This is a genomic window from Streptomyces olivoverticillatus (assembly GCF_014203555.1).
GTDB classification, from domain to species: Bacteria; Actinomycetota; Actinomycetes; order Streptomycetales; family Streptomycetaceae; genus Streptomyces; species Streptomyces olivoverticillatus.
The window spans coordinates 1,044,396-1,062,732 of sequence record NZ_JACHJH010000001.1 but is presented as its reverse complement, the minus strand read 5'-3'; the positions used below and the strand labels follow the sequence as shown (position 1 = coordinate 1,062,732).

The following is an 18,337-nucleotide window of genomic DNA, read 5'->3' as shown; positions in this document are numbered from 1 at the left end:
ATGCGGTTGGCGACCCTCAAACGATTGCCCGCATCGCCCCCGGCGGCAAGGGCTACATCCAGGTCGTCGCGGTTGCCACGACGCGTGCCTTCCTGGGCTGGTCCGGGTTGCCGTAGCGGATCTCGAAGCGGGCGTTGTGCCTGGTGAACGGGGAGTCCACCAGGCGCACCCCGTCCGGGCTGTCCGTGGTGCGGACCGCGATGTCCGTGTCCAGGAAGAAGCCGAACTCGCCGGAGGCCGGGGCGTAGGCGAAGAACCGGCCGCCCGCGTAGTGCTTGGCCGCCACGTCCTCCGTCAGGACCAGCGACCAGTAGTCCACGCACGTGCCCGCCGGGCACATGAAGCGGTACTCGGCCTTGAGGCCCTGCAGGTCCATCCAGCGGAAGGGGTTCTCCGAGGAGGCCGGCGCCGGGGCGGACGGGGTCGGGTGCGGGGTCACCGCCTGGGCCGCCGGGGCCAGGGACAGGCCCAGGCAGAGCGTCGCGGCGGCGGCAGTGAGGGCGCGGACGGCTATCAAAACGGTCTCCGTTTCGGTGGTCCGGGGCGTTGAACCGTGATCGTCCACCCCTCCCGTCCCCGCGGCAACGGCCCCGGTAGGAAACCGGCCACCCTCACATGCCGGCCACCCTTACAGATCCGCCCGTGACCAGTTCCGGTACACCGCCTCCCGCGCCTGCTTGAGGAACTGCTTGTACGTCCCCGCCCGCCACGTCGACCACGCCGACCATCCGCGCCCGCCGCGCCCGCCGTGCTCGTTCGCCAGGGCGTAGGCCTCGCGGGCCGACCAGGCCATGTCCTGCCAGTTCTCGTCCGTCACCACACCCTCGTCGTGGTCGTAGACCTCGGGGTGCCAGCGGTCGTTGATCTGCCAGGCGCCCAGGTCCCATGTGGCGAAGTCGGTGTCCGGGTTCGCGGGCGGGTTCTGGTGCGCGGCGAGGTGGCGGCAGCCGGACTCGGCCATCGCCAGGGCCACGGCGTGCACCGCGTCGTCGGTGCGGTGCTCGCCCGAGCGGTCCTTGGCGAAACCGGCCAGCTTGGTGCCCATCACGCACGCGTCGATGCCGTCTTGCTCCCCGAGCGCCGCCCCCGCCGCGTGGCCCGGCATGACCAGCGGCGCCAGGGCGGCGGCCAAGCCCACCAGCGTGATGCGGACCCTGTGCACTTCGCCTCCTCGTACGGATCTCTGAGGACTCATTCCGGACTCCGCGCGCCCTCAAGCGCCCACGGCTGCGTACGGGTGAACCTCGATCGGCCCTCAGGCCGGACGCGGGGCGGACGGGTAGGCCTTGAGAGCGTCATCGCTCTCACGAAAGGCGGCCGGTATGGCAGGCAACGACCTGGGGAGTCTGCTCGGCGGACTGCTGGGCGGCGGACGGGCCGGGGCGGGCGGTCTGCTGGCCTCGTTGCTCGGGACGCTGGGCGACAGCGGTCAGGGCGGCGGGAACCCGCTCCAGGCGCTGGTGAGGGAGCTGGACGAGGGCGGGCTGGGGGAGAAGACGCGGTCCTGGGTGGGTACGGGCGCGAACCAGCCGCTCAGCGGGCCGGAGATCGCCCAGGCGATGCCGTACCAGACCCTCGAACACGTCGCCCAGCAGGCGGGCGTCACCCCGGAGCAGGCCGCCGACCAGCTGGCCGAGGCGCTCCCCGAGGTGGTCGACAAGCTGACTCCCACGGGTGAGGTGCCGCAGGGGTCCTTGGAGGATCTGATCCGCGAGCGGATGTGAAGAGGAAGAGACAGAAAACGAAAGCCCCGGTGCCGCGCGAGCGCAGGCACCGGGGCCGGGTCGTCCGTCCGGTGACGGTTACTTCACGACCGTGATGCGGTTCGCCGCCGGAGGCGCCAGCGGCGCGTCCTTCGACGAGTGCGCCTTGAGGTAGGAGACGAAGGCGTCCAGGTCGGTGCCGCCGCTCTTCTTGTTGGCCGCGTCCTTGAAGACCGGGAAGCCGTCACCGCCGCCCGCCAGGAACTCGTTCGCCGCGACGCGGTAGGTCTTCGCCGGGTCGATCGCGGTGCCGTTCAGCTTCACCGACGACGTCACGATGCGGTCCGCGCCCGACTTGGTGAGGTCGAGCGTGTAGGTCAGGCCCTTGCTGACCTGGAGGATGACCGGCTCGGCCTGGTTGACGCCGCTGACCTGCTGCTGGAGCACGCTGATCAGCTGGGCGCCGGTGAGGTCGAAGGTCTTCATGAGGTTGGTGAAGGGCTGCACGGTGAAGGCCTCGCCGTAGGTGACGACGCCGTCGCCCTCGCTGCCCGACGCCTTGTAGGCCAGGTCCGAGCGGACGCCGCCCGGGTTCATCAGCGCGATCTGGGCACCGCCCTTGTCGGCCGGGGCCTCGGCCTCCAGCTGGGCGTCCGTGATGACGTCGCCCAGCGGCTCCTCGTGCGTCTCGGCGCCGCGCCCGTTGATGTCGGCGGTGATGTAGCCGACGGGCTTGTTGGCCACCGGGGCCGCCAGCTTGCTCCAGTGGTCGACGAGGGCGGTCATGTCGGCCGCCTTCGGCTGGGTGCGGTTCACGATGTGGTTGGCCGCGCGCGGGTGCTTGACGGTCGTCCGGACGATGTCATGCGTCTTGCGGTCGTACGTCAGCTTGGTGTCCGTGTAGAGCCGCCCGAAGGAGGCCGCGGAGGTGACGGTGCGCGGGGCGCCCGACGGGTCCGGGATGGTGCAGGCGTAGGCCTGGTGCGTGTGCCCGGTGACCAGCGCGTCGACCTTCGGCGTGACCTTCTTGGCGATGTCGACGATCGCGCCGGAGATGCCGGCGCCCGCGCCCGGCGTGTCGCAGTCGTAGTTGTAGGACTTCGAGGCCGGCATGCCGCCCTCGTGGATGAGGGCGACGATGGCCTTGACGCCCTGGCGGTCCAGCTCCTTGGCGTACTTGTTGATCGTCTCGACCTCGTCGCCGAACTTGAGGCCCTTGACGCCCTCCGCCGTGGTGACGTTCGGCGTGCCCTTGAGCGTGACGCCGATGAAGCCGATCTTCACGCCCTTGTGCTGCCAGACCGTGTACGGCTTGAGGATCGGCTTGCCGGTCTTCTCGTCGGTGACGTTCGCCGCGAGGTAGGGGAAGTCGGCGCCCTTGTAGGGCTTGCCCTTCTCCGAGCAGCCGTCCTTGTGACAGCCGCCCTTCTGGATGCGCTCCAGTTCGGCGCGGCCCTTGTCGAACTCGTGGTTGCCCACCGAGGTGACGTCCAGCTTGAGCTTGTTGAGCGCCTCGATGGTCGGCTCGTTGTGGAAGAGGCTGGTCGTCAGCGGGCTCGCGCCGATCATGTCGCCCGCGGCCGCTGTCACCGAGTACTCGTGGCCCTTGCGGGCTGTGCGCAGGGAGCTCGCCAGGTACTCCATGCCGCCTGCCGGTATGGCCTTCGTCGTGCCGTCGGACTCGGTCTCCGTCACCATGCCGGAGGAGCCCTGCGGGGGTTCGAGATTGCCGTGCAGGTCGTTGAAGGACAGCATCTGGACGTCCACCGTGCGGCCGTGGCCCTTGCCGTGGTGGTCGTTGGCCGTGGCGGGCGCGGCGGCGGCCAGGGCGCCGGCCGTGGCGGCGAGCGCGGCGGCCGTGGCGGTCAGCCGTCTGGCGAGGCGCTTGCTGGGCGGCTTCGCGGGCATGTGTTCCCCTCTGGTTTTGCTCAGCGTTGTGCAGGTCGGCCGCAGCTTACGGTTGACGCGCGTAGCCCGGCAGGAGGGGCGAGGTAACGGAAGGGTGACGAGTGAGTCGTAGGCTCGGCCTCATGAGCGACGTGGTGAGTGACGTGAGCGGACAGCGGCGGATCGAGGTGCTCGACGAGTTGACGCCGGAGCAAGTGCGGGACGTCCGGCGCCTGCTGGAGGAGTCTGCCGCGGAGGACGGGCAGCCGGCCGTCTCCGAACAGGGGCGCCTGCAGCTGAAGGGGCGGCGCGCGGGGGTGCGGCACGTCCTGCTGCACGATGCGGACGGGGCGTTCGTCGGCTACGGGCAGTTGGAGGACAGCGACCCCGTGGAGGCCCCGGCCGGCGAGTTCGTGGTGCACCCCGCCCACCGCGGGCGCGGGCACGGGCGGGTGCTGGGGAACGCGCTGTTGGGCCAGTCGGGCAAGCGGCTGCGGGTGTGGGCGCACGGCGGGCACCCGGCGGCCCGGCACCTCGCGCAGGTGCTGGGGATGAGCCTGTTCCGGGAGCTGCGGCAGATGCGCAGGCCGCTGCACGGCCTGGACCTGGCCGAGCCCGTCCTGCCCGAGGGCGTGACCGTACGAACCTTCCGGCCCGGCAAGGACGACGCCGCCTGGCTCGCGGTGAACGCCGCGGCCTTCTCCCACCACCCCGAGCAGGGCTCGCTCACCCAGCGCGACCTGGACGACCGCAAGGCGGAGGCCTGGTTCGACCCGGAGGGCTTCTTCCTGGCGGAGAAGAGCGGCGAGATCGTCGGCTTCCACTGGACGAAGGTGCACGCCGACGAGGGCCTCGGCGAGGTGTACGTGGTCGGCGTGCTGCCCGGCGCGCAGGGCGGCGGGCTCGGCAAGGCGCTCACCACGATCGGACTGCGGCACCTGGCGGACCGCGGGCTGCCCACGGCGATGCTGTACGTGGACGCGGACAACGTCGCGGCGGTCACGGTCTACGAGCGGCTGGGGTTCCTGATCCACGAGACGGACCTGATGTACCGCACCGAGAGCTGACGCGCCCGTCCGCCGCGTCGTAGCGCCGGTTTCTTGACAGTCCCCCCGGACCTCCATCACCCTTTCACTAGTCAATTAGTGAAAGGGTGATGTTGCGTATGGTCGAGTTCCGTATCGACCGGCGCAGTGGTGTCGCCACGTACCTGCAGATCGTCCACCAGGTCCGGCAGGCCCTGCGGCTCGGCCTGCTCACCCCCGGGGACAAGCTGCCCACGGCCAAAGAGGTCGTCGCGGCCACCGCCATCAACCCGAACACCGTCCTCAAGGCCTACCGCGAGCTCGACCGGGAGGGCCTGGTCGAGGCGCGCCCGGGTCTGGGGACCTTCGTGCGGCGGTCGCTGGCGCGGCCGGAGACCGCCGACGGCGCGCCGCTGCGGGCCGAACTGGCCGACTGGACCCGGCGCGCCCGCGCGGCCGGGCTCGACCGGGAGGACGTGGCCGCCCTGATCACCGCCGTCCTGGAGGACAGCTTCGGGGAACACCCGCAGGACGTGCACGACGGGCAGGAGGGGAACGCATGACGGACCTGACGTTTCGACCAGGGCGCACCGCCCTGGAAGCGGTCGGCCTGGAGGTGCGCCACCGCCGCCGGCCGGCGCTGAACGACTGCTCCTTCCGCCTGCCCGCCGGGCGCGTCTGCGCGCTCGTGGGGCCCAACGGCGCGGGCAAGTCGACCCTGCTGGCCGCCGCTGCGGGGCTGCACAAGCCGGCCGGGGGCACCTTGCGCGTCCTCGGCGGCACGCCGGGCGGCCGGGACGTCCGCCCGCGCGTGGGCTACCTCGCCCAGGACAAGCCGCTCTACCCGAACCTCACCGTCGCGGACACCCTGCGCATGGGCGGCACGCTCAACCCCGGCCGGTGGGACGAGGCGGCCGCGCAGCGGCTCGTACGGGCCGGGGACCTCGACGACGGTGCCCGCGTCGGCTCGCTCTCCGGCGGCCAGCGGACCCGGCTCGCGCTCGCCCTCGTCTTCGCCAAGCGGCCCGAACTCCTCCTGCTGGACGAGCCGATGGCCGACCTCGACCCGCTCGCCCGGCACGCGATGACGGCCGCCCTGATGGCCGAGGCCGCCGAGCACGCCACCACCGTCGTCCTGGCCTCGCACGTCGTCTCCGAGCTTGAGGAGGCCTGCGACTACCTGCTGCTGGTCTCGGGCGGCCGGGTGCGGCTCGCGGGCGAGACCGAGGACCTGCTCGCCGCGCACCGGGTGGTCGTGGGGCGGCACGAAGGGCCCGGCGCGCCCCGGGAGTTCGCCCCGCACACGGTGGTGGAAAGCCGTACGACGGGGCGTCAGCTCACCGCACTGATACGTCCCGACGGCGAGCTCACCGGCCGCTGGGAGACGTCCGAGCCGTCCCTGGAGGAGCTGGTGCTCGCCCATCTCAGGTCGCCCGAGGCCCCGGTGCTGCTGGCCCCGAGCGCGGAACCGCGCGCCGCGGCCCCCGCAAAAGCAAGGGAGGCGGCATGACCGCCGCGATGGCCTCCCCGGCCCGCGACAGGGGTGAAGGAACGATTCGGCGGGCATTCCACGGTTTCGGCGGCCTCGGCCGGGTGGTGCTGCGCCAGCACCGCGTCACCGTATGGGCCGCGCTGGCCGTGACGGCCGTCCTCGCCGTGGCCCTGGTCTGGCTGCGCTTCGCGATCACGGACTTCCAGGCGCACCACGAGCTGGTGGACCCCTGCGCCGGCGCGTCCGGCTGCGAGCCGCCGGACGCGGTCCTGAGCCGTTTCCGCGACGACTACAGCGAACCCCTGCACTACATCGGCCGGTTCATCGAGCTGCTGCCGCTGGGCGTCGGCCTCTTCGTCGCCGGGCCGATGATCGCCCGCGAGCTGGAGAGCGGTACGTACAAGCTCGCCTGGACGCAGTCCGTCTCCCCGGTGCGCTGGTTCGTGGCCAAGCTCGCCCTGCCCGCGGTGGCGGTCCTCGCCGGGGTGTCGCTGCTGTCGGCCCTGCACACCTGGGCCTGGCGGGCGCTGCCCGTCGACGCGCTGCCGGGCCAGTGGTGGTTCCGCTCGTACAGCATGATCGGGCCCGTACCCGTCGCGCGCTGTCTGCTGGCGCTCGCGCTCGGGGCGCTGGCCGGGCTGCTGGCCAAGCGCACGGTGCCGGCCATGGCCCTGGCGCTCCTCGGCTGCCTGACGGTAGTGGCGCAGCTCGACGCGGTGCGGCAGAAGCTGATCACTCCGGCCACGGATCTGACCGTCGCCCAGCCGGGCCTGATCAGGAGCGGGCAGGACTGGATCCTGGAGCGCGGCCTGATCGACCCCTCGGGCACCCGGCTCCCGGAGCCGGACTGCGGCATCGGCGTCAGCCCCCAGGCCTGTGCCTCCCGGCACGGTGCCACCGGCTGGTACCTCGACTACCATCCGGCCTCGCACCTGTGGCCCCTGCAGTGGGCCGAGGCCGGGATCACGGTGGGGGCCGCCGCGCTCGCCGCCGGGGCCGCCCTGTGGCTGATGCGGCGGGCGCACCCCTGAGCTGCGGGGATTTCCCCGGGCCGGGCAGGCCGGGACCCCGCGGCGGGCCGACGCCGCGGGGTCGGGTCCCGATTTCCTGCGCGCCATGTGCGCGTTACCCGTGATTCAACCGGGGTTGCGAGCCTTGCCCAATGCAGCCCGCGCCCCCAGCACCCGAACGAAGGCTCCGCGCCGCTCCGGCATCCGGTTCCGACGCGCCTGCCTCGCCCGCGGCGCGGAACTCCGACGCGCGGAACAATGAAGACATGAGCCAGTCGTCCAGCGCCAAGGCAAACGACCACAGCGGGCGTCCGCTCGGCTTCATCGCCGCGCACCGGCCGAACGCGGATGCTTCCGCCCTCCCCCCGGACCTGGAGTCCGGGCTCGACGCAAACTCCGAGACCTTCGAGGACTACGGGATCTACCAGGGCTGCGCAGCGTACGAGAACGGTCACCGTGAGCACGAGAACGGTGAGGGCGGCGAGGGCTTCGCCGCGCCGGAGGCCGAGGCGCTGCCCGAGGGGCGGTTCCTGGACCGCGAGCGCAGCTGGCTCGCGTTCAACGAGCGGGTGCTGGAGCTGGCGGAGGACCCGGCCACGCCCCTGCTGGAGCGGGCCAACTTCCTTGCGATCTTCGCCAGCAACCTGGACGAGTTCTTCATGGTCCGCGTCGCGGGCCTCAAGCGGCGCATCGCCACCGGCGTCGCCACCCGCTCCGCCTCCGGGCTGCAGCCGCGCGAGGTGCTGGAGCTGATCTGGACCCGCTCGCGCGAGCTCATGGCCCGGCACGCCGCCTGCTACCAGCAGGAAGTCGCCCCCGAGCTGGCCGAGCGCGACATCCACCTGATCCGCTGGCCCGAGCTGACGGAGAAGGAGCAGGGCAGGCTCTTCACGCTCTTCCGGCAGCAGATCTTCCCCGTCCTGACCCCGCTCGCGGTCGACCCCGCGCACCCCTTCCCCTACATCTCCGGGCTGTCGCTCAACCTGGCCGTGGTCGTGCGCAACCCCGTCAGCGGCCACGACCACTTCGCGAGGGTGAAGGTCCCGCCGCTGCTGTCGCGGTTCCTGGAGGTCTCGCCGCAGCGGTACGTGCCGCTGGAGGACGTGATCGCGGCCCACCTGGAAGAGCTCTTCCCCGGCATGGAGGTGCTCGCGCACCACATGTTCCGGGTCACGCGCAACGAGGACCTGGAGGTCGAGGAGGACGACGCGGAGAACCTGCTCCAGGCGCTGGAGAAGGAGCTCATGCGGCGCCGCTTCGGCCCGCCCGTACGGCTGGAGGTCGAGGAGACCATCGACCCGTACGTGCTGGACCTGCTGGTGCGCGAGCTGAAGATCTCCGACGCGGAGGTCTATCCGCTGCCGGGCCCGCTCGACCTCACCGCGCTCTTCGACATCGGCTCGCTGGACCGGCCGGAGCTCAAGTACCCCAAGTTCGTGGCCGGCACGCACCGTGACCTGGCCGAGGTGGAGTCCGCCTCCGCGCCCGACATCTTCGCGGCCCTGCGCGAGCGGGACGTGCTGCTGCACCACCCCTACGACTCCTTCTCCACCTCCGTCCAGGCCTTCCTGGAGCAGGCCGCGGCCGACCCGGACGTGCTGGCCATCAAGCAGACGCTGTACCGCACGTCGGGCGACTCGCCGATCGTCGACGCCCTGATAGACGCCGCGGAGTCCGGCAAGCAGGTGCTCGTCCTCGTCGAGATCAAGGCCCGTTTCGACGAGCAGGCCAACATCAAGTGGGCGCGCAAGCTGGAGGAGGCCGGCTGCCACGTCGTCTACGGGCTGGTGGGCCTCAAGACGCACTGCAAGCTGTCACTGGTGGTCCGGCAGGAGGGCGAGACGCTGCGCCGCTACTCGCATGTCGGCACGGGCAACTACCACCCCAAGACGGCGCGCCTGTACGAGGACTTCGGGCTGCTGACCGCCGACCCGCAGGTGGGCGCGGACCTGTCCGACCTGTTCAACCGGCTGTCCGGCTACTCCCGCCGGGAGACCTACCGGCGGCTGCTGGTGGCCCCCAAGTCGCTGCGGGACGGCCTGATATCGCGTATCGGCAAGGAGGTCGCGCACCACCGCGCCGGGCGGCCCGCCTACATCCGCATCAAGGTCAACTCGATGGTGGACGAGGCCGTCATCGACGCCCTGTACCAGGCGTCGCGGGCCGGGGTGCCGGTGGACGTGTGGGTGCGCGGCATCTGTGCACTGCGGCCGGGCGTGGTGGGCCTGTCGGAGAACATCCGGGTGCGCAGCGTCCTGGGCCGCTTCCTGGAGCACTCGCGCGTCTTCGCGTTCGGCAACGGCGGTGAGCCGGAGGTGTGGCTCGGCAGCGCGGACATGATGCACCGCAACCTCGACCGGCGCATCGAGACTCTCGTGCGGGTCACCGATCCCGGTCACCGGGCCTCGCTCAGCAGGCTGATGGAGGTCGGGGTGTCCGACTGCACGGCCTCCTGGCACCTGGGCCCGGACGGCAACTGGACGCGGCACGCCACCGACGCCGACGGGCAGCCGCTGCGGAACGTGCAGGAGATGCTCATTGACGCCCGGAGGCGCCGGCGTGGCTCGGCAACCCCATGAGCCGACGGTTACGGTCGGCGTTCCCGGAGGACAGGAAGTGACGGCGGCCCGTCCGCCGGAGGAGGCGGCGAGGTTGGAGACGGTGACCGCGGTCGCGGCCGTGACCGCCGGCGAGGTGCTGGCGGGGTATCTGCACTGCCAGGCCACGGAGTTTCTGCGCAGCCTGCGGCTGCACGGCGAGAGCGGCTCCGACGCCGAGGACGCGACCGAGGCGGCCCGGCTGCTGCGGCGCTCGGCGCGCCGCATCGCCGGGACGGTGCACGTGTACCGGCCGCTGACCGACGTGGACTGGACGGACCAACTCCGCACGGAGCTGGTGTGGTTGTCGCAGACGCTGGGGCGCGAGCACGCCTATGCGGCGCGGCTGGCCCGGCTGCGGGGTGCGCTGCACAGGCTCTCGGGTGAGGACGACCGTGCGGGCGGCGGGCTGACCGTGGGGGCGGCGCGGGCCGGGGCCCTGCTGGACCGGCAGTTGACGCTGGCTCGGACCAGGGCGCACTCGGCGGCGCTGCAGGCGCTGGGTTCCTCGCGCTTCCACGCGGTCGCCGACGCGGTGGCCGTGCTCGCCTCCGAAGTGCCGCTGGCCCCCGCGGCCCGCGAGCTGCCCGCCGGCGAGGCGCTGCCGCACCTGGCCGAACAGGCGCACCGGCGGCTGGCCGAGGCGGTGGAGGCGCTGCCGCTGTCCGTCGCCGGGCTGCCCTACAACGCGGAGGCGCTCACCCACGGCCTCGCGGCGACGCCCTCCGGCGACGCGCCGCCCGCCGAGGGCCGTCAGGACGCGCCCTGGCACCAGGCGCGGCGCCTGGTGCGGCTGCGGCGGTACGCGCAGGAAGTGCTCGACGAGCAGCAGCGAGCCGACGAAATCACAGCCGAGCCCACGTTGTCCGTACGCCTGCTGGGCGCGGGCCAGGCGCTGGACCGCCACCGCGACGCGGCGGAGGCGGCGGCAGCGGCGGCCCATGCGGCCCGCACGCCGCGCATCGCCCCTGCCACGGCGTACGCGCTCGGCGTCCTGCACGCGGACCAGCGCCACGAGGTGGAGGCGGCGCGCTACGCCTTCGGGCGCAGCTGGCAGCGGCTGACGGCGGCCGCGACGTGACCGAGCAGGTGGTCCGCGCGGCGGGGTGCGTCCTGTGGCGCGCGGCAGGTGCGGACGTGGAGCTGGCGCTGGTGCACCGGCCGAAGTACGACGACTGGTCGTGGCCCAAGGGCAAGCTCAAGCCCGGCGAGGACCCGCTGCAGGGTGCGGTGCGGGAGGTCCTGGAGGAGACGGGCATGCACTGCGTGCCGGGTGCCGCGCTGCCGACGGCGCGCTATGTGGCGGCGGGGCGGCCAAAGGTCGTCCACTACTGGGAGGCGCGGGCGACGGTGGGCTCGTTCGAGCCCAACCGCGAGGTGGACGAGGTGCTTTGGCTGCCGCCGGACGCGGCGCGGGAGCGGTTGACGCACGAGTGGGACCGGCCGCTGGTGGACGCGTTTCTCGCCGTGCGGCGCGAGGGCTGAGGTCCTGGGGGCTCTGCCCCCAGACCCCCGGTCCTCAATCGCCGGACGGGCTGAATTTCGCGCCCGGCAAAATCAAGCCCGTCCGGCGATTGGGGACGACGCGCGTCAGCGCGGATCGGGGACGGAACCGCCGGAGGCGCCCGGCGCCAGCGCGTCCCAGCGCAGGGTCACTTCCCCCTGCCGCCACCGCACCGGCCCGTCCACCAGCGGCCAGTCGGCCTGCAGGGACGCCACGGCCCGGATCCACCGCTGCCGGGCGCTCAGCGCCCCGTACGGCGCGAACGCCGCCCAGGCCCGGTCGAAGTCCCGCAGGAACGCATGGACGGGCTCGCCCGGGACGTTCCGGTGGATGAGCGCCTTGGGCAGGCGCTCCGCCAGGTCCGACGGCGCCCCCAACGACCCCAGCCGCGCCGCGAACGTGATCGTGCGCGGACCCTCCGGCCCGAGCGCCACCCACACGTGCCGGCGCCCGATCTCGTCGCACGTGCCCTCGACGAGCAGCCCGCCCGGCGCCAGCCGCCCGCACAGCCGGGCCCAGACGGCCGCCACCTCGCCCTCGTCGTACTGGCGCAGCACGTTCGCCGCCCGGATCAGCAGCGGCCGCCGCCCCGCGGGCAGCGGCACCTCGAAGCCGCCGTGTGCGAAGGACAGCCCCGCCCGCTCGTACGGCTTCGCGGCCGCGACCCGCTCCGGGTCGATCTCCACGCCCACGACCTCCGCGTCCGGGCGCACCGTCCGCAGCCGGCCCAGCAGCTCCACGGCCGTCCACGGCGCGGCCCCGTAGCCGAGGTCCACGGCCACCGGGTCGGCGGCGCGGCGCAGCATCCCGGCGTGGGCGGCGGCGATCCAGCGGTCCATGCGGCGCAGCCGGTTGGGGTTGGTGGTGCCCCGGGTCGCCGAGCCGATCGGGCGGGTGCGGGCCGTCACCGGCGCTCGTCCCAGGCCCGGGTGTCGGCGACGTTGGCTCCGGCCTGCCGCGCGGCCCCGTCCGCGTCGCGGGAGCGCAGCGCGGCCAGCAGCGTCTCGTGCCCCACCGGGTCCGCGCCCTGGAAGCCGGGCGTGGCCCACGACTCGGTCATGGCGCTGCGCAGCGGCTCGGCGAGGTTGCGGTAGAGCTCGGCGAGCAGCGGATTGCCGGACGCGGTGGCGACCCCGGCGTGGAAGTCCCAGTCGGCGGCGACCCAGGCCTCGAAGTCCCCGGCGTGCCAGGCCGCGGCGCGCCGCTCCAGGGCGGCCGCGAGCTCGCCGAGCTCGGCGTCGCCGGCCCGTACCGCGGCCAGCCGTGCGGCCTGCGCGTCCAGGGCCTCGCGTACTTCGAGCAGCTGGCCGAGGCCGCTGTCCCCGTACAGGCGCGCGACCGCGCCGGACAGCTCGCTGGTGGCGCGGACGTACGTGCCGTCGCCGCGCCGCACTTCGAGCAGGCCGGTGTGCGCGAGCGCCCGCACCGCCTCGCGGACGGTGCCGCGCGCCACCTGCAGCTGGCGCATCAGCTCGGGTTCGGGCGGGATGCGGGTGCCGACGGGCCATTCGCCGGAGGCGATGCGGGCCCGGATCCGGTCGATGACCTCGGCGGACAGCGCCGGGCGGCGTACCGGTTCCAGAGTCATGCGCCCAAGGTACCCGCCGGAACCGCATGGACATTAAACGTCAGACGTCTTACCTTTACGGCCATGGTTTCGAAGTCGACCGCGACCGCCTTCAGGGCTGCATCGCGGCCCCCCTCCGCCCGTGCCCGCGCCGGATGGCTCACCGCCGCGGCCGTCGTCCTCGTCGCCTTCAACCTCCGCCTCGGCATCAGCAGCGCGGCCGCCCTGCTCGACGCCCTGCGCACCGGCCTCGGCTTCGGCGACGGCGTCGCCGCCCTGCTGCCGACCCTGCCCGCACTCTGCTTCGCGGCCGCCGGGGCCGGCACGGGCGCGCTCGCCCGGCGGCTGGGCGCCGAGCGCACGGTGCTGCTGGCCGTCGCCGCGCTCGCCGCGGGCCTCGGCATCCGGGCCGTGCCGGCCATCTGGGCGCTGCTCGCGGGCACGGTGCTGGGCATGTCCGGGCTCGCGCTGTGCAACGTGCTGTTGCCCACGCTCGTCCGCGCCCACTTCCCCGGCCGGATCGCCCTGGTCACGGGCGCCTACACGACCGCCCTGTCGCTGGGCGCGGCCTTCGCCTCCGCGGCGGCGGTGCCGGTGGCCGGGGCGCTGGGCTCGCCGTCGCTGGGGCTCGCGGTCTGGGCGCTGCCCGCGGCCGTGGCCGCGGTGGTGTGGGCGTCCGTCCGGCCCCCGCGCCCCCCGGCGGTCGTCGGCCCCGCCTGCACCCTCTCACCGTGGGCGATGGCCCGCACCCGGCTGGGCGCGCTCGTCACCGCCTACTTCGGCCTCCAGGCGCTCAACGCCTACGCCGTGACCGGCTGGCTGCCCTCGCTCCTCTCCGGCCAGGGCATGTCCGAGGGCGCGGCGGGCGGGGTGCTCGCGGTGGCCCAGGCGGTGGGCGTCCCCGTGTCGTACGCGGTCCTCGCGGCGGCCCGCGACCCGCGCAGGCTGCGCGCCACGTTCGCCGCGGTGTCGCTGGCGATGCTGGCGGGGTTCGGCGGGCTGCTGGTGGCGCCGGTGGCGCTGCCCCTGGTGTGGGCGGTGCTGGTGGGTGCGGGGCTGTGCTCGTTCCCGCTCGTCCTGACCGTGATCGCGGGCAGCGGCGGCAGCGCGGCGGAGACCACCGCCCTCTCCACGCTCTCCCAGTCCGCGGGCTACCTCCTGGCGGCCCTCGGGCCCCTCGCCGTGGGCCTGCTGCACGGCGCCACCGGCGGCTGGGGCGCCCCCATGGCCGTACTGGTGGGGACGGCCGCGGCGCAACTGGCCGTCGGAATGGCCCTGACCCGCCGCTGACCAGCGGCGGAGCCAACCGGACGCGCGCTACATCACTGTTTGGCAAAGCGGCGGTCCGCCGGAATGGGAGCCTGCCTCCGCGACGTTGCACCCAGTTGACAGCTGGTGCACGCCCTGAAGGCGGACGGAGGACAAGCACGGTGAGCCAGTACGCATCCCGGCTCGGCGCCCGCCGCGGCCGAGCGCTCGGCCCCTTCCCCAAGCCCCAGCGCCTGCGCCTCGGTGCGCCCCGCCGCCCCCGCAGGGTGGCGATGCTCAGCGTCCACACCTCCCCGCTGCACCAGCCCGGCACGGGCGACGCGGGCGGGATGAACGTGTACATCGTGGAGCTCGCCAAACGGCTGGCGGACATCAACATCGAGGTCGAGATCTTCACCCGCGCCACCACCGGCGCCCTGCCGCCCACCGTGGAGCTCGCCCCCGGCGTGCTCGTACGGCACATCGACGCGGGCCCCTACGAGGGCCTGGCCAAGGAGGAGCTGCCCGCGCAGCTGTGCGCCTTCACCCACGGCGTGATGCAGGCGTGGGCGGGCCACCGGCCGGGCCACTACGACCTTGTCCACTCCCACTACTGGCTCTCCGGCCACGTCGGCTGGCTGGCCGCCGAGCGCTGGGGCGTGCCGCTGGTGCATGCCATGCACACCATGGCCAAGGTGAAGAACGCCGCGCTGGCCGAGGGCGACACCCCCGAGCCCGCCGCGCGCGTGATCGGCGAGACGCAGATCGTGCGGGCCGCCGACCGGCTCATCGCCAACACCGACGGCGAGGCCGCCGAGCTGGTCCACCACTACGACGCCGACCCCGGCAAGGTGGCCGTCGTGCACCCGGGCGTCAATCTGGACCGCTTCCGCCCGGCGGACGGGCGGGCCGCCGCGCGGGCGCGGCTCGGCCTGCCCGAAGACGCGCTGATACCGCTCTTCGCCGGGCGCATCCAGCCGCTCAAGGCCCCCGACGTCCTGCTGCGCGCGGTCGCCGAGCTGCTGGACCGGCAGCCGTCCCTGCGCTCTCGCGTCGTCGTGCCCGTCGTCGGCGGGCCCAGCGGCAGCGGGCTGGCCAAGCCGGAGGGGCTGCAGAAGCTGGCGGCCCGGCTCGGCATCGCCGACGTGGTCCGCTTCCGGCCCCCGGTCGGCCAGGACCGGCTCGCCGACTGGTACCGGGCCGCGTCCGTCCTGGTGATGCCCTCGCACAGCGAGTCGTTCGGCCTGGTGGCCATCGAGGCGCAGGCGAGCGGCACACCGGTGATCGCGGCGGCGGTGGGCGGCCTTCCGGTGGCCGTACGGGACGGCGTGAGCGGCTTCCTGATCGACGGTCACGACCCCGCCGGCTACGCGGAGGCCCTGGCCCGCTTCGCCGCCGACCCGGAGCTGACCCCCCGCATGGGCGCCGCGGCCGCCCGGCACGCGCAGTCCTTCGGCTGGGAGGCGTCGGCCGCCGCCACGGCCGATGTGTACACCGCGGCGATCGGCGAACGGCGGCGTCGCCTACGCTCGGTACATGTCTGACGCGAAGACCGCCATCGAGCGGGCCCTGGGGGACGCCGGGCTCGAATGGGAGAGCCCGGCCGACGGCACGTACGTCGTCAAACTGCCCGGCACGCGCAAGCTGTCGACGACGGTCTCCCTCGTCGTCGGCAAGCACTCCCTCTCCGTCAACGCCTTCGTCGTGCGCTGCCCCGACGAGAACCACGCCGCGGTCCACCGCTGGCTGCTGGAACGCAACACCAAGCTCTACGGCGTCGCGTACGCCGTCGACCGCCTCGGCGACGTCTACCTCGTCGGCCGCCTGCCGCTGGCCGCGGTGACGCCCGAGGAGATCGACCGCATCCTGGGCACGGTCCTGGAACATGCGGACGGCAGCTTCAACACCCTGCTGGAGATGGGCTTCGCGAGCGCGATCCGCAAGGAGTACGCGTGGCGCACGGCGCGCGGGGAGTCGACGAGGAACTTGGACGCGTTTGCGCGTTTGACGCGCGACGAGCCGACGTCTTAGCCGGACCCGCGGTGTCCTCAAGCGCCGGACGGGCTGAAATCAGCCCGTCCGGCGTTGGGGGAGAAGGGGCGGGGTTGGGGCTCCCCTTCCGCTCAGGCCGATGCCGCCTCGGCCTCTGACCGAGCCGCCTCGGGCGCCCCCGCCCCGCCGGACGGCCTCTCCGCAGGGAGGCCCCGCATCAGCAACCAGTACCCGGCAGCAGCCACCGTGCCAACCCCCGCACACCCCGCCCACAACATCGCCGCACCGAACTCGTCGATCACCGAACCACCCACCAGCGGAGCGACCAGCGCCGCCAGCGACCACGACAGCGTGTAAACCCCCTGATAGCGGCCGCGCCCCTGCGCAGGGGAGAGGCGGACCACCAGACCCATCTGCGTCGGCGAGTTGACGATCTCGGCCAGGGTCCAGACACAGATGGTCAGCGCGTACACGCCCAGCGAGCCCGCGAAGGCGGTGAGCCCGAAGCCGTAACCCGCCAGCAGCGCGGAGATCACCAGCAGCCGCTGGGGGTCGCGGTGCTCGATGAAGCGGGTCACCGGGATCTGCAGGGCGACGATGAGGACGCCGTTGACGGCGATGACCATGCCGTAGTCGGTGCTGGAGAAACCCGCCTTGCCCATGGCCACCGGCAGGGCCACCGAGTGCTGCATGAAGATCAGGGCCATCAGGAAGGACAGTCCGACCACGCTCATGAAGCGACGGTCGCGCAGCACGGTCCCCAGCCCGACCGCGGGCTCGCCGGCCGCCCCGTCCGCCCCCGGCGTGGGCGCAGGGCGGGTCTCGGGGAGCTTGAGGAAGACCAGGACGGCGCAGGCGAGCGTCAGTGCGGCCTCGCCGAGGAAGCCGATCAGATAGCTGTACTGGGCGATGACGCCGGCGGCGAGCGAGGAGAACGCGAAGCCCAGGTTGATGGCCCAGTAGTTGAGCGCGAAGGCCCGGACGCGGTCCTCGGGGGCCACGATGTCGGCCATCATCGCCTGCACGGCGGGGCGGGAGGCGTTGCCGGCCATGCCCACCAGGAAGGCGACGGCCGCGATGGCGGCGGGGTGCTGGACGAAGCCCAGCAGAGCCACGGTGACGGCGGTGGACACCTGGGCGATGAGCATCGTGGGGCGGCGCCCGAGCCGGTCGGTCATCACGCCGGCGCCGAGGGAGGAGACCACCTGACCGAGCCCGTGCAGCGCGGCGACGAGACCGGCGTACGAGGCGGAGTAGCCCCGCACGACCGTCAGGTAGAGGGCCAGGAAGGTCGCGACGAAGGCGCCCATCCGGTTGATCAGGGTCGAGGTCCACAGCCACCAGAACGCCCGGGGCAGCCCCGAGACGCTCTGCCTCGCGGCCCGCCTGACACTTGCTGTCGACATTCTGTGTCCCCCGGATGATGTAAGTGGTCCCTCAACCCTCCGCAACTTACTGAAGCTGGTCGTGTCCACGCCATTCAATTGACGAGGACCGTCAAACGTCCCGGGCGCGGGCCGCTCACGGGGTCGATTACGCTCAAGGGCATGGCCGACGCACCGTACAAGCTGATCCTCCTCCGCCACGGCGAGAGCGAGTGGAACGCAAAGAACCTGTTCACCGGCTGGGTGGACGTCAACCTGAACGAGAAGGGCGAGAAGGAGGCAGTCCGGGGCGGTGAGCTGCTCAAGGACGCCGGCCTGCTCCCGGACGTGGTCCACACCTCCCTGCAGAAGCGCGCGATCCGCACCGCGCAGCTCGCCCTGGAGGCCGCCGACCGCCACTGGATCCCCGTCCACCGCTCCTGGCGGCTGAACGAGCGCCACTACGGCGCGCTGCAGGGCAAGGACAAGGCCCAGACCCTGGCCGAGTTCGGCGAGGAGCAGTTCATGCTCTGGCGCCGCTCCTACGACACCCCGCCGCCGGCGCTCGAGGACGGCACCGAGTTCTCGCAGAGCGACGACCCGCGCTACGCCTCGATCCCGAGCGAGCTGCGCCCGCGCACCGAGTGCCTCAAGGACGTCGTCGTCCGCATGCTGCCGTACTGGTACGACGGCATCGTCCCGGACCTGCTCGCCGGCCGCACGGTCCTGGTCGCCGCGCACGGCAACAGCCTCCGCGCCCTGGTCAAGCACCTGGACGGCGTCTCCGACGCCGACATCGCGGGCCTGAACATCCCCACCGGCATCCCGCTCGCCTACGAGCTCGACGCCGACTTCCGCCCCGTCGTTCCGGGCGGCACCTACCTCGACCCGGAGGCCGCCAAGGCCGCCATCGAGGCCGTGAAGAACCAGGGCAAGAAGAAGTAAGCG

The 18,337-nt window shown here is 73.0% G+C and carries 18 protein-coding genes; 12 read left to right on the top strand and 6 right to left on the bottom strand.

What is annotated here, in order from left to right:
- Window positions 1–52: 52 nt before the first annotated feature.
- Window positions 53–517, bottom strand: coding sequence for a hypothetical protein (locus tag FHS39_RS04955; RefSeq protein WP_184346482.1), 465 nt, complete (start codon window positions 515–517; stop codon window positions 53–55).
- A 111-nt stretch (window positions 518–628) separates the two neighbouring features.
- Entirely contained in the window at window positions 629–1,162 is a 534-nt protein-coding gene (locus FHS39_RS25300) for a transglycosylase SLT domain-containing protein (RefSeq protein WP_184346481.1), read from the bottom strand.
- 160 nt (window positions 1,163–1,322) lie between these two features.
- On the opposite strand from FHS39_RS25300, the gene FHS39_RS04945 reads away from it, so the two are divergent.
- Complete coding sequence (locus tag FHS39_RS04945; RefSeq protein ID WP_184346480.1) at window positions 1,323–1,724, top strand: YidB family protein; 402 nt, start codon at window positions 1,323–1,325, stop codon at window positions 1,722–1,724.
- Between the two features lie 78 nt (window positions 1,725–1,802).
- Here the strand turns inward: FHS39_RS04945 and FHS39_RS04940 are convergent, their stop codons facing one another.
- On the bottom strand, window positions 1,803–3,611 hold the full coding sequence (locus FHS39_RS04940) for a bifunctional metallophosphatase/5'-nucleotidase (RefSeq protein WP_184346479.1): 1,809 nt from the start codon (window positions 3,609–3,611) through the stop codon (window positions 1,803–1,805).
- Between the two features lie 122 nt (window positions 3,612–3,733).
- Here FHS39_RS04940 and mshD point away from each other — a divergent pair, with 122 nt between their 5' ends.
- The 7 genes from mshD to FHS39_RS04905 all read left to right on the top strand — a co-directional run bounded on the left by mshD (window position 3,734) and on the right by FHS39_RS04905 (window position 11,199).
- Window positions 3,734–4,657 (top strand): mycothiol synthase, encoded by a 924-nt coding sequence (gene mshD, locus FHS39_RS04935; protein WP_184346478.1) that lies wholly within the window; start codon window positions 3,734–3,736, stop codon window positions 4,655–4,657.
- A gap of 98 nt (window positions 4,658–4,755) precedes the next feature.
- Window positions 4,756–5,178 (top strand): GntR family transcriptional regulator, encoded by a 423-nt coding sequence (locus tag FHS39_RS04930; RefSeq protein WP_184346477.1) that lies wholly within the window; start codon window positions 4,756–4,758, stop codon window positions 5,176–5,178.
- The gene (locus FHS39_RS04925) at window positions 5,175–6,125 is read left to right on the top strand and encodes an ABC transporter ATP-binding protein (protein ID WP_184346476.1); all 951 of its coding nucleotides are present in this window, start codon (window positions 5,175–5,177) and stop codon (window positions 6,123–6,125) included. The genes FHS39_RS04930 and FHS39_RS04925 overlap by 4 nt, the downstream gene beginning before the upstream one ends.
- Window positions 6,122–7,138 (top strand): transporter, encoded by a 1,017-nt coding sequence (locus FHS39_RS04920; protein WP_184346475.1) that lies wholly within the window; start codon window positions 6,122–6,124, stop codon window positions 7,136–7,138. Before FHS39_RS04925 ends, FHS39_RS04920 begins: the two co-directional genes overlap by 4 nt.
- Window positions 7,139–7,383: 245 nt before the next feature.
- Window positions 7,384–9,696, top strand: a complete 2,313-nt coding sequence (locus tag FHS39_RS04915) for an RNA degradosome polyphosphate kinase (RefSeq protein ID WP_246469817.1) — start codon at window positions 7,384–7,386, stop codon at window positions 9,694–9,696.
- On the top strand, window positions 9,656–10,795 hold the full coding sequence (locus tag FHS39_RS04910) for a CHAD domain-containing protein (RefSeq protein ID WP_221462295.1): 1,140 nt from the start codon (window positions 9,656–9,658) through the stop codon (window positions 10,793–10,795). Before FHS39_RS04915 ends, FHS39_RS04910 begins: the two co-directional genes overlap by 41 nt.
- On the top strand, window positions 10,792–11,199 hold the full coding sequence (locus FHS39_RS04905) for an NUDIX domain-containing protein (RefSeq protein WP_184346472.1): 408 nt from the start codon (window positions 10,792–10,794) through the stop codon (window positions 11,197–11,199). Before FHS39_RS04910 ends, FHS39_RS04905 begins: the two co-directional genes overlap by 4 nt.
- Before the next feature lie 105 nt (window positions 11,200–11,304).
- Here the strand turns inward: FHS39_RS04905 and FHS39_RS04900 are convergent, their stop codons facing one another.
- Together FHS39_RS04900 and FHS39_RS04895 are read right to left on the bottom strand one after the other, a co-directional pair.
- Window positions 11,305–12,126: a class I SAM-dependent methyltransferase gene (locus FHS39_RS04900; RefSeq protein ID WP_343069354.1), complete on the bottom strand. Its 822-nt coding sequence runs from the start codon at window positions 12,124–12,126 to the stop codon at window positions 11,305–11,307.
- Window positions 12,123–12,806: a FadR/GntR family transcriptional regulator gene (locus FHS39_RS04895; RefSeq protein ID WP_184346471.1), complete on the bottom strand. Its 684-nt coding sequence runs from the start codon at window positions 12,804–12,806 to the stop codon at window positions 12,123–12,125. Before FHS39_RS04895 ends, FHS39_RS04900 begins: the two co-directional genes overlap by 4 nt.
- Before the next feature lie 63 nt (window positions 12,807–12,869).
- Between FHS39_RS04895 and FHS39_RS04890 the strand changes: the two genes are divergently transcribed.
- The 3 genes from FHS39_RS04890 to FHS39_RS04880 all read left to right on the top strand — a co-directional run bounded on the left by FHS39_RS04890 (window position 12,870) and on the right by FHS39_RS04880 (window position 16,064).
- Window positions 12,870–14,075: an MFS transporter gene (locus FHS39_RS04890; protein WP_184346470.1), complete on the top strand. Its 1,206-nt coding sequence runs from the start codon at window positions 12,870–12,872 to the stop codon at window positions 14,073–14,075.
- Window positions 14,076–14,215: 140 nt separating this feature from the next.
- On the top strand, window positions 14,216–15,577 hold the full coding sequence (gene mshA, locus FHS39_RS04885; RefSeq protein WP_425507732.1) for a D-inositol-3-phosphate glycosyltransferase: 1,362 nt from the start codon (window positions 14,216–14,218) through the stop codon (window positions 15,575–15,577).
- The gene (locus tag FHS39_RS04880) at window positions 15,570–16,064 is read left to right on the top strand and encodes a type III secretion system chaperone family protein (protein ID WP_184346469.1); all 495 of its coding nucleotides are present in this window, start codon (window positions 15,570–15,572) and stop codon (window positions 16,062–16,064) included. The genes mshA and FHS39_RS04880 overlap by 8 nt, the downstream gene beginning before the upstream one ends.
- A 92-nt stretch (window positions 16,065–16,156) precedes the next feature.
- Here the strand turns inward: FHS39_RS04880 and FHS39_RS04875 are convergent, their stop codons facing one another.
- Entirely contained in the window at window positions 16,157–17,431 is a 1,275-nt protein-coding gene (locus FHS39_RS04875; protein WP_184346468.1) for an MDR family MFS transporter, read from the bottom strand.
- A 141-nt stretch (window positions 17,432–17,572) separates the two neighbouring features.
- Between FHS39_RS04875 and FHS39_RS04870 the strand changes: the two genes are divergently transcribed.
- Entirely contained in the window at window positions 17,573–18,334 is a 762-nt protein-coding gene (locus FHS39_RS04870) for a phosphoglyceromutase (RefSeq protein WP_184346467.1), read from the top strand.
- The last annotated feature ends 3 nt before the right edge of the window (window positions 18,335–18,337 follow it).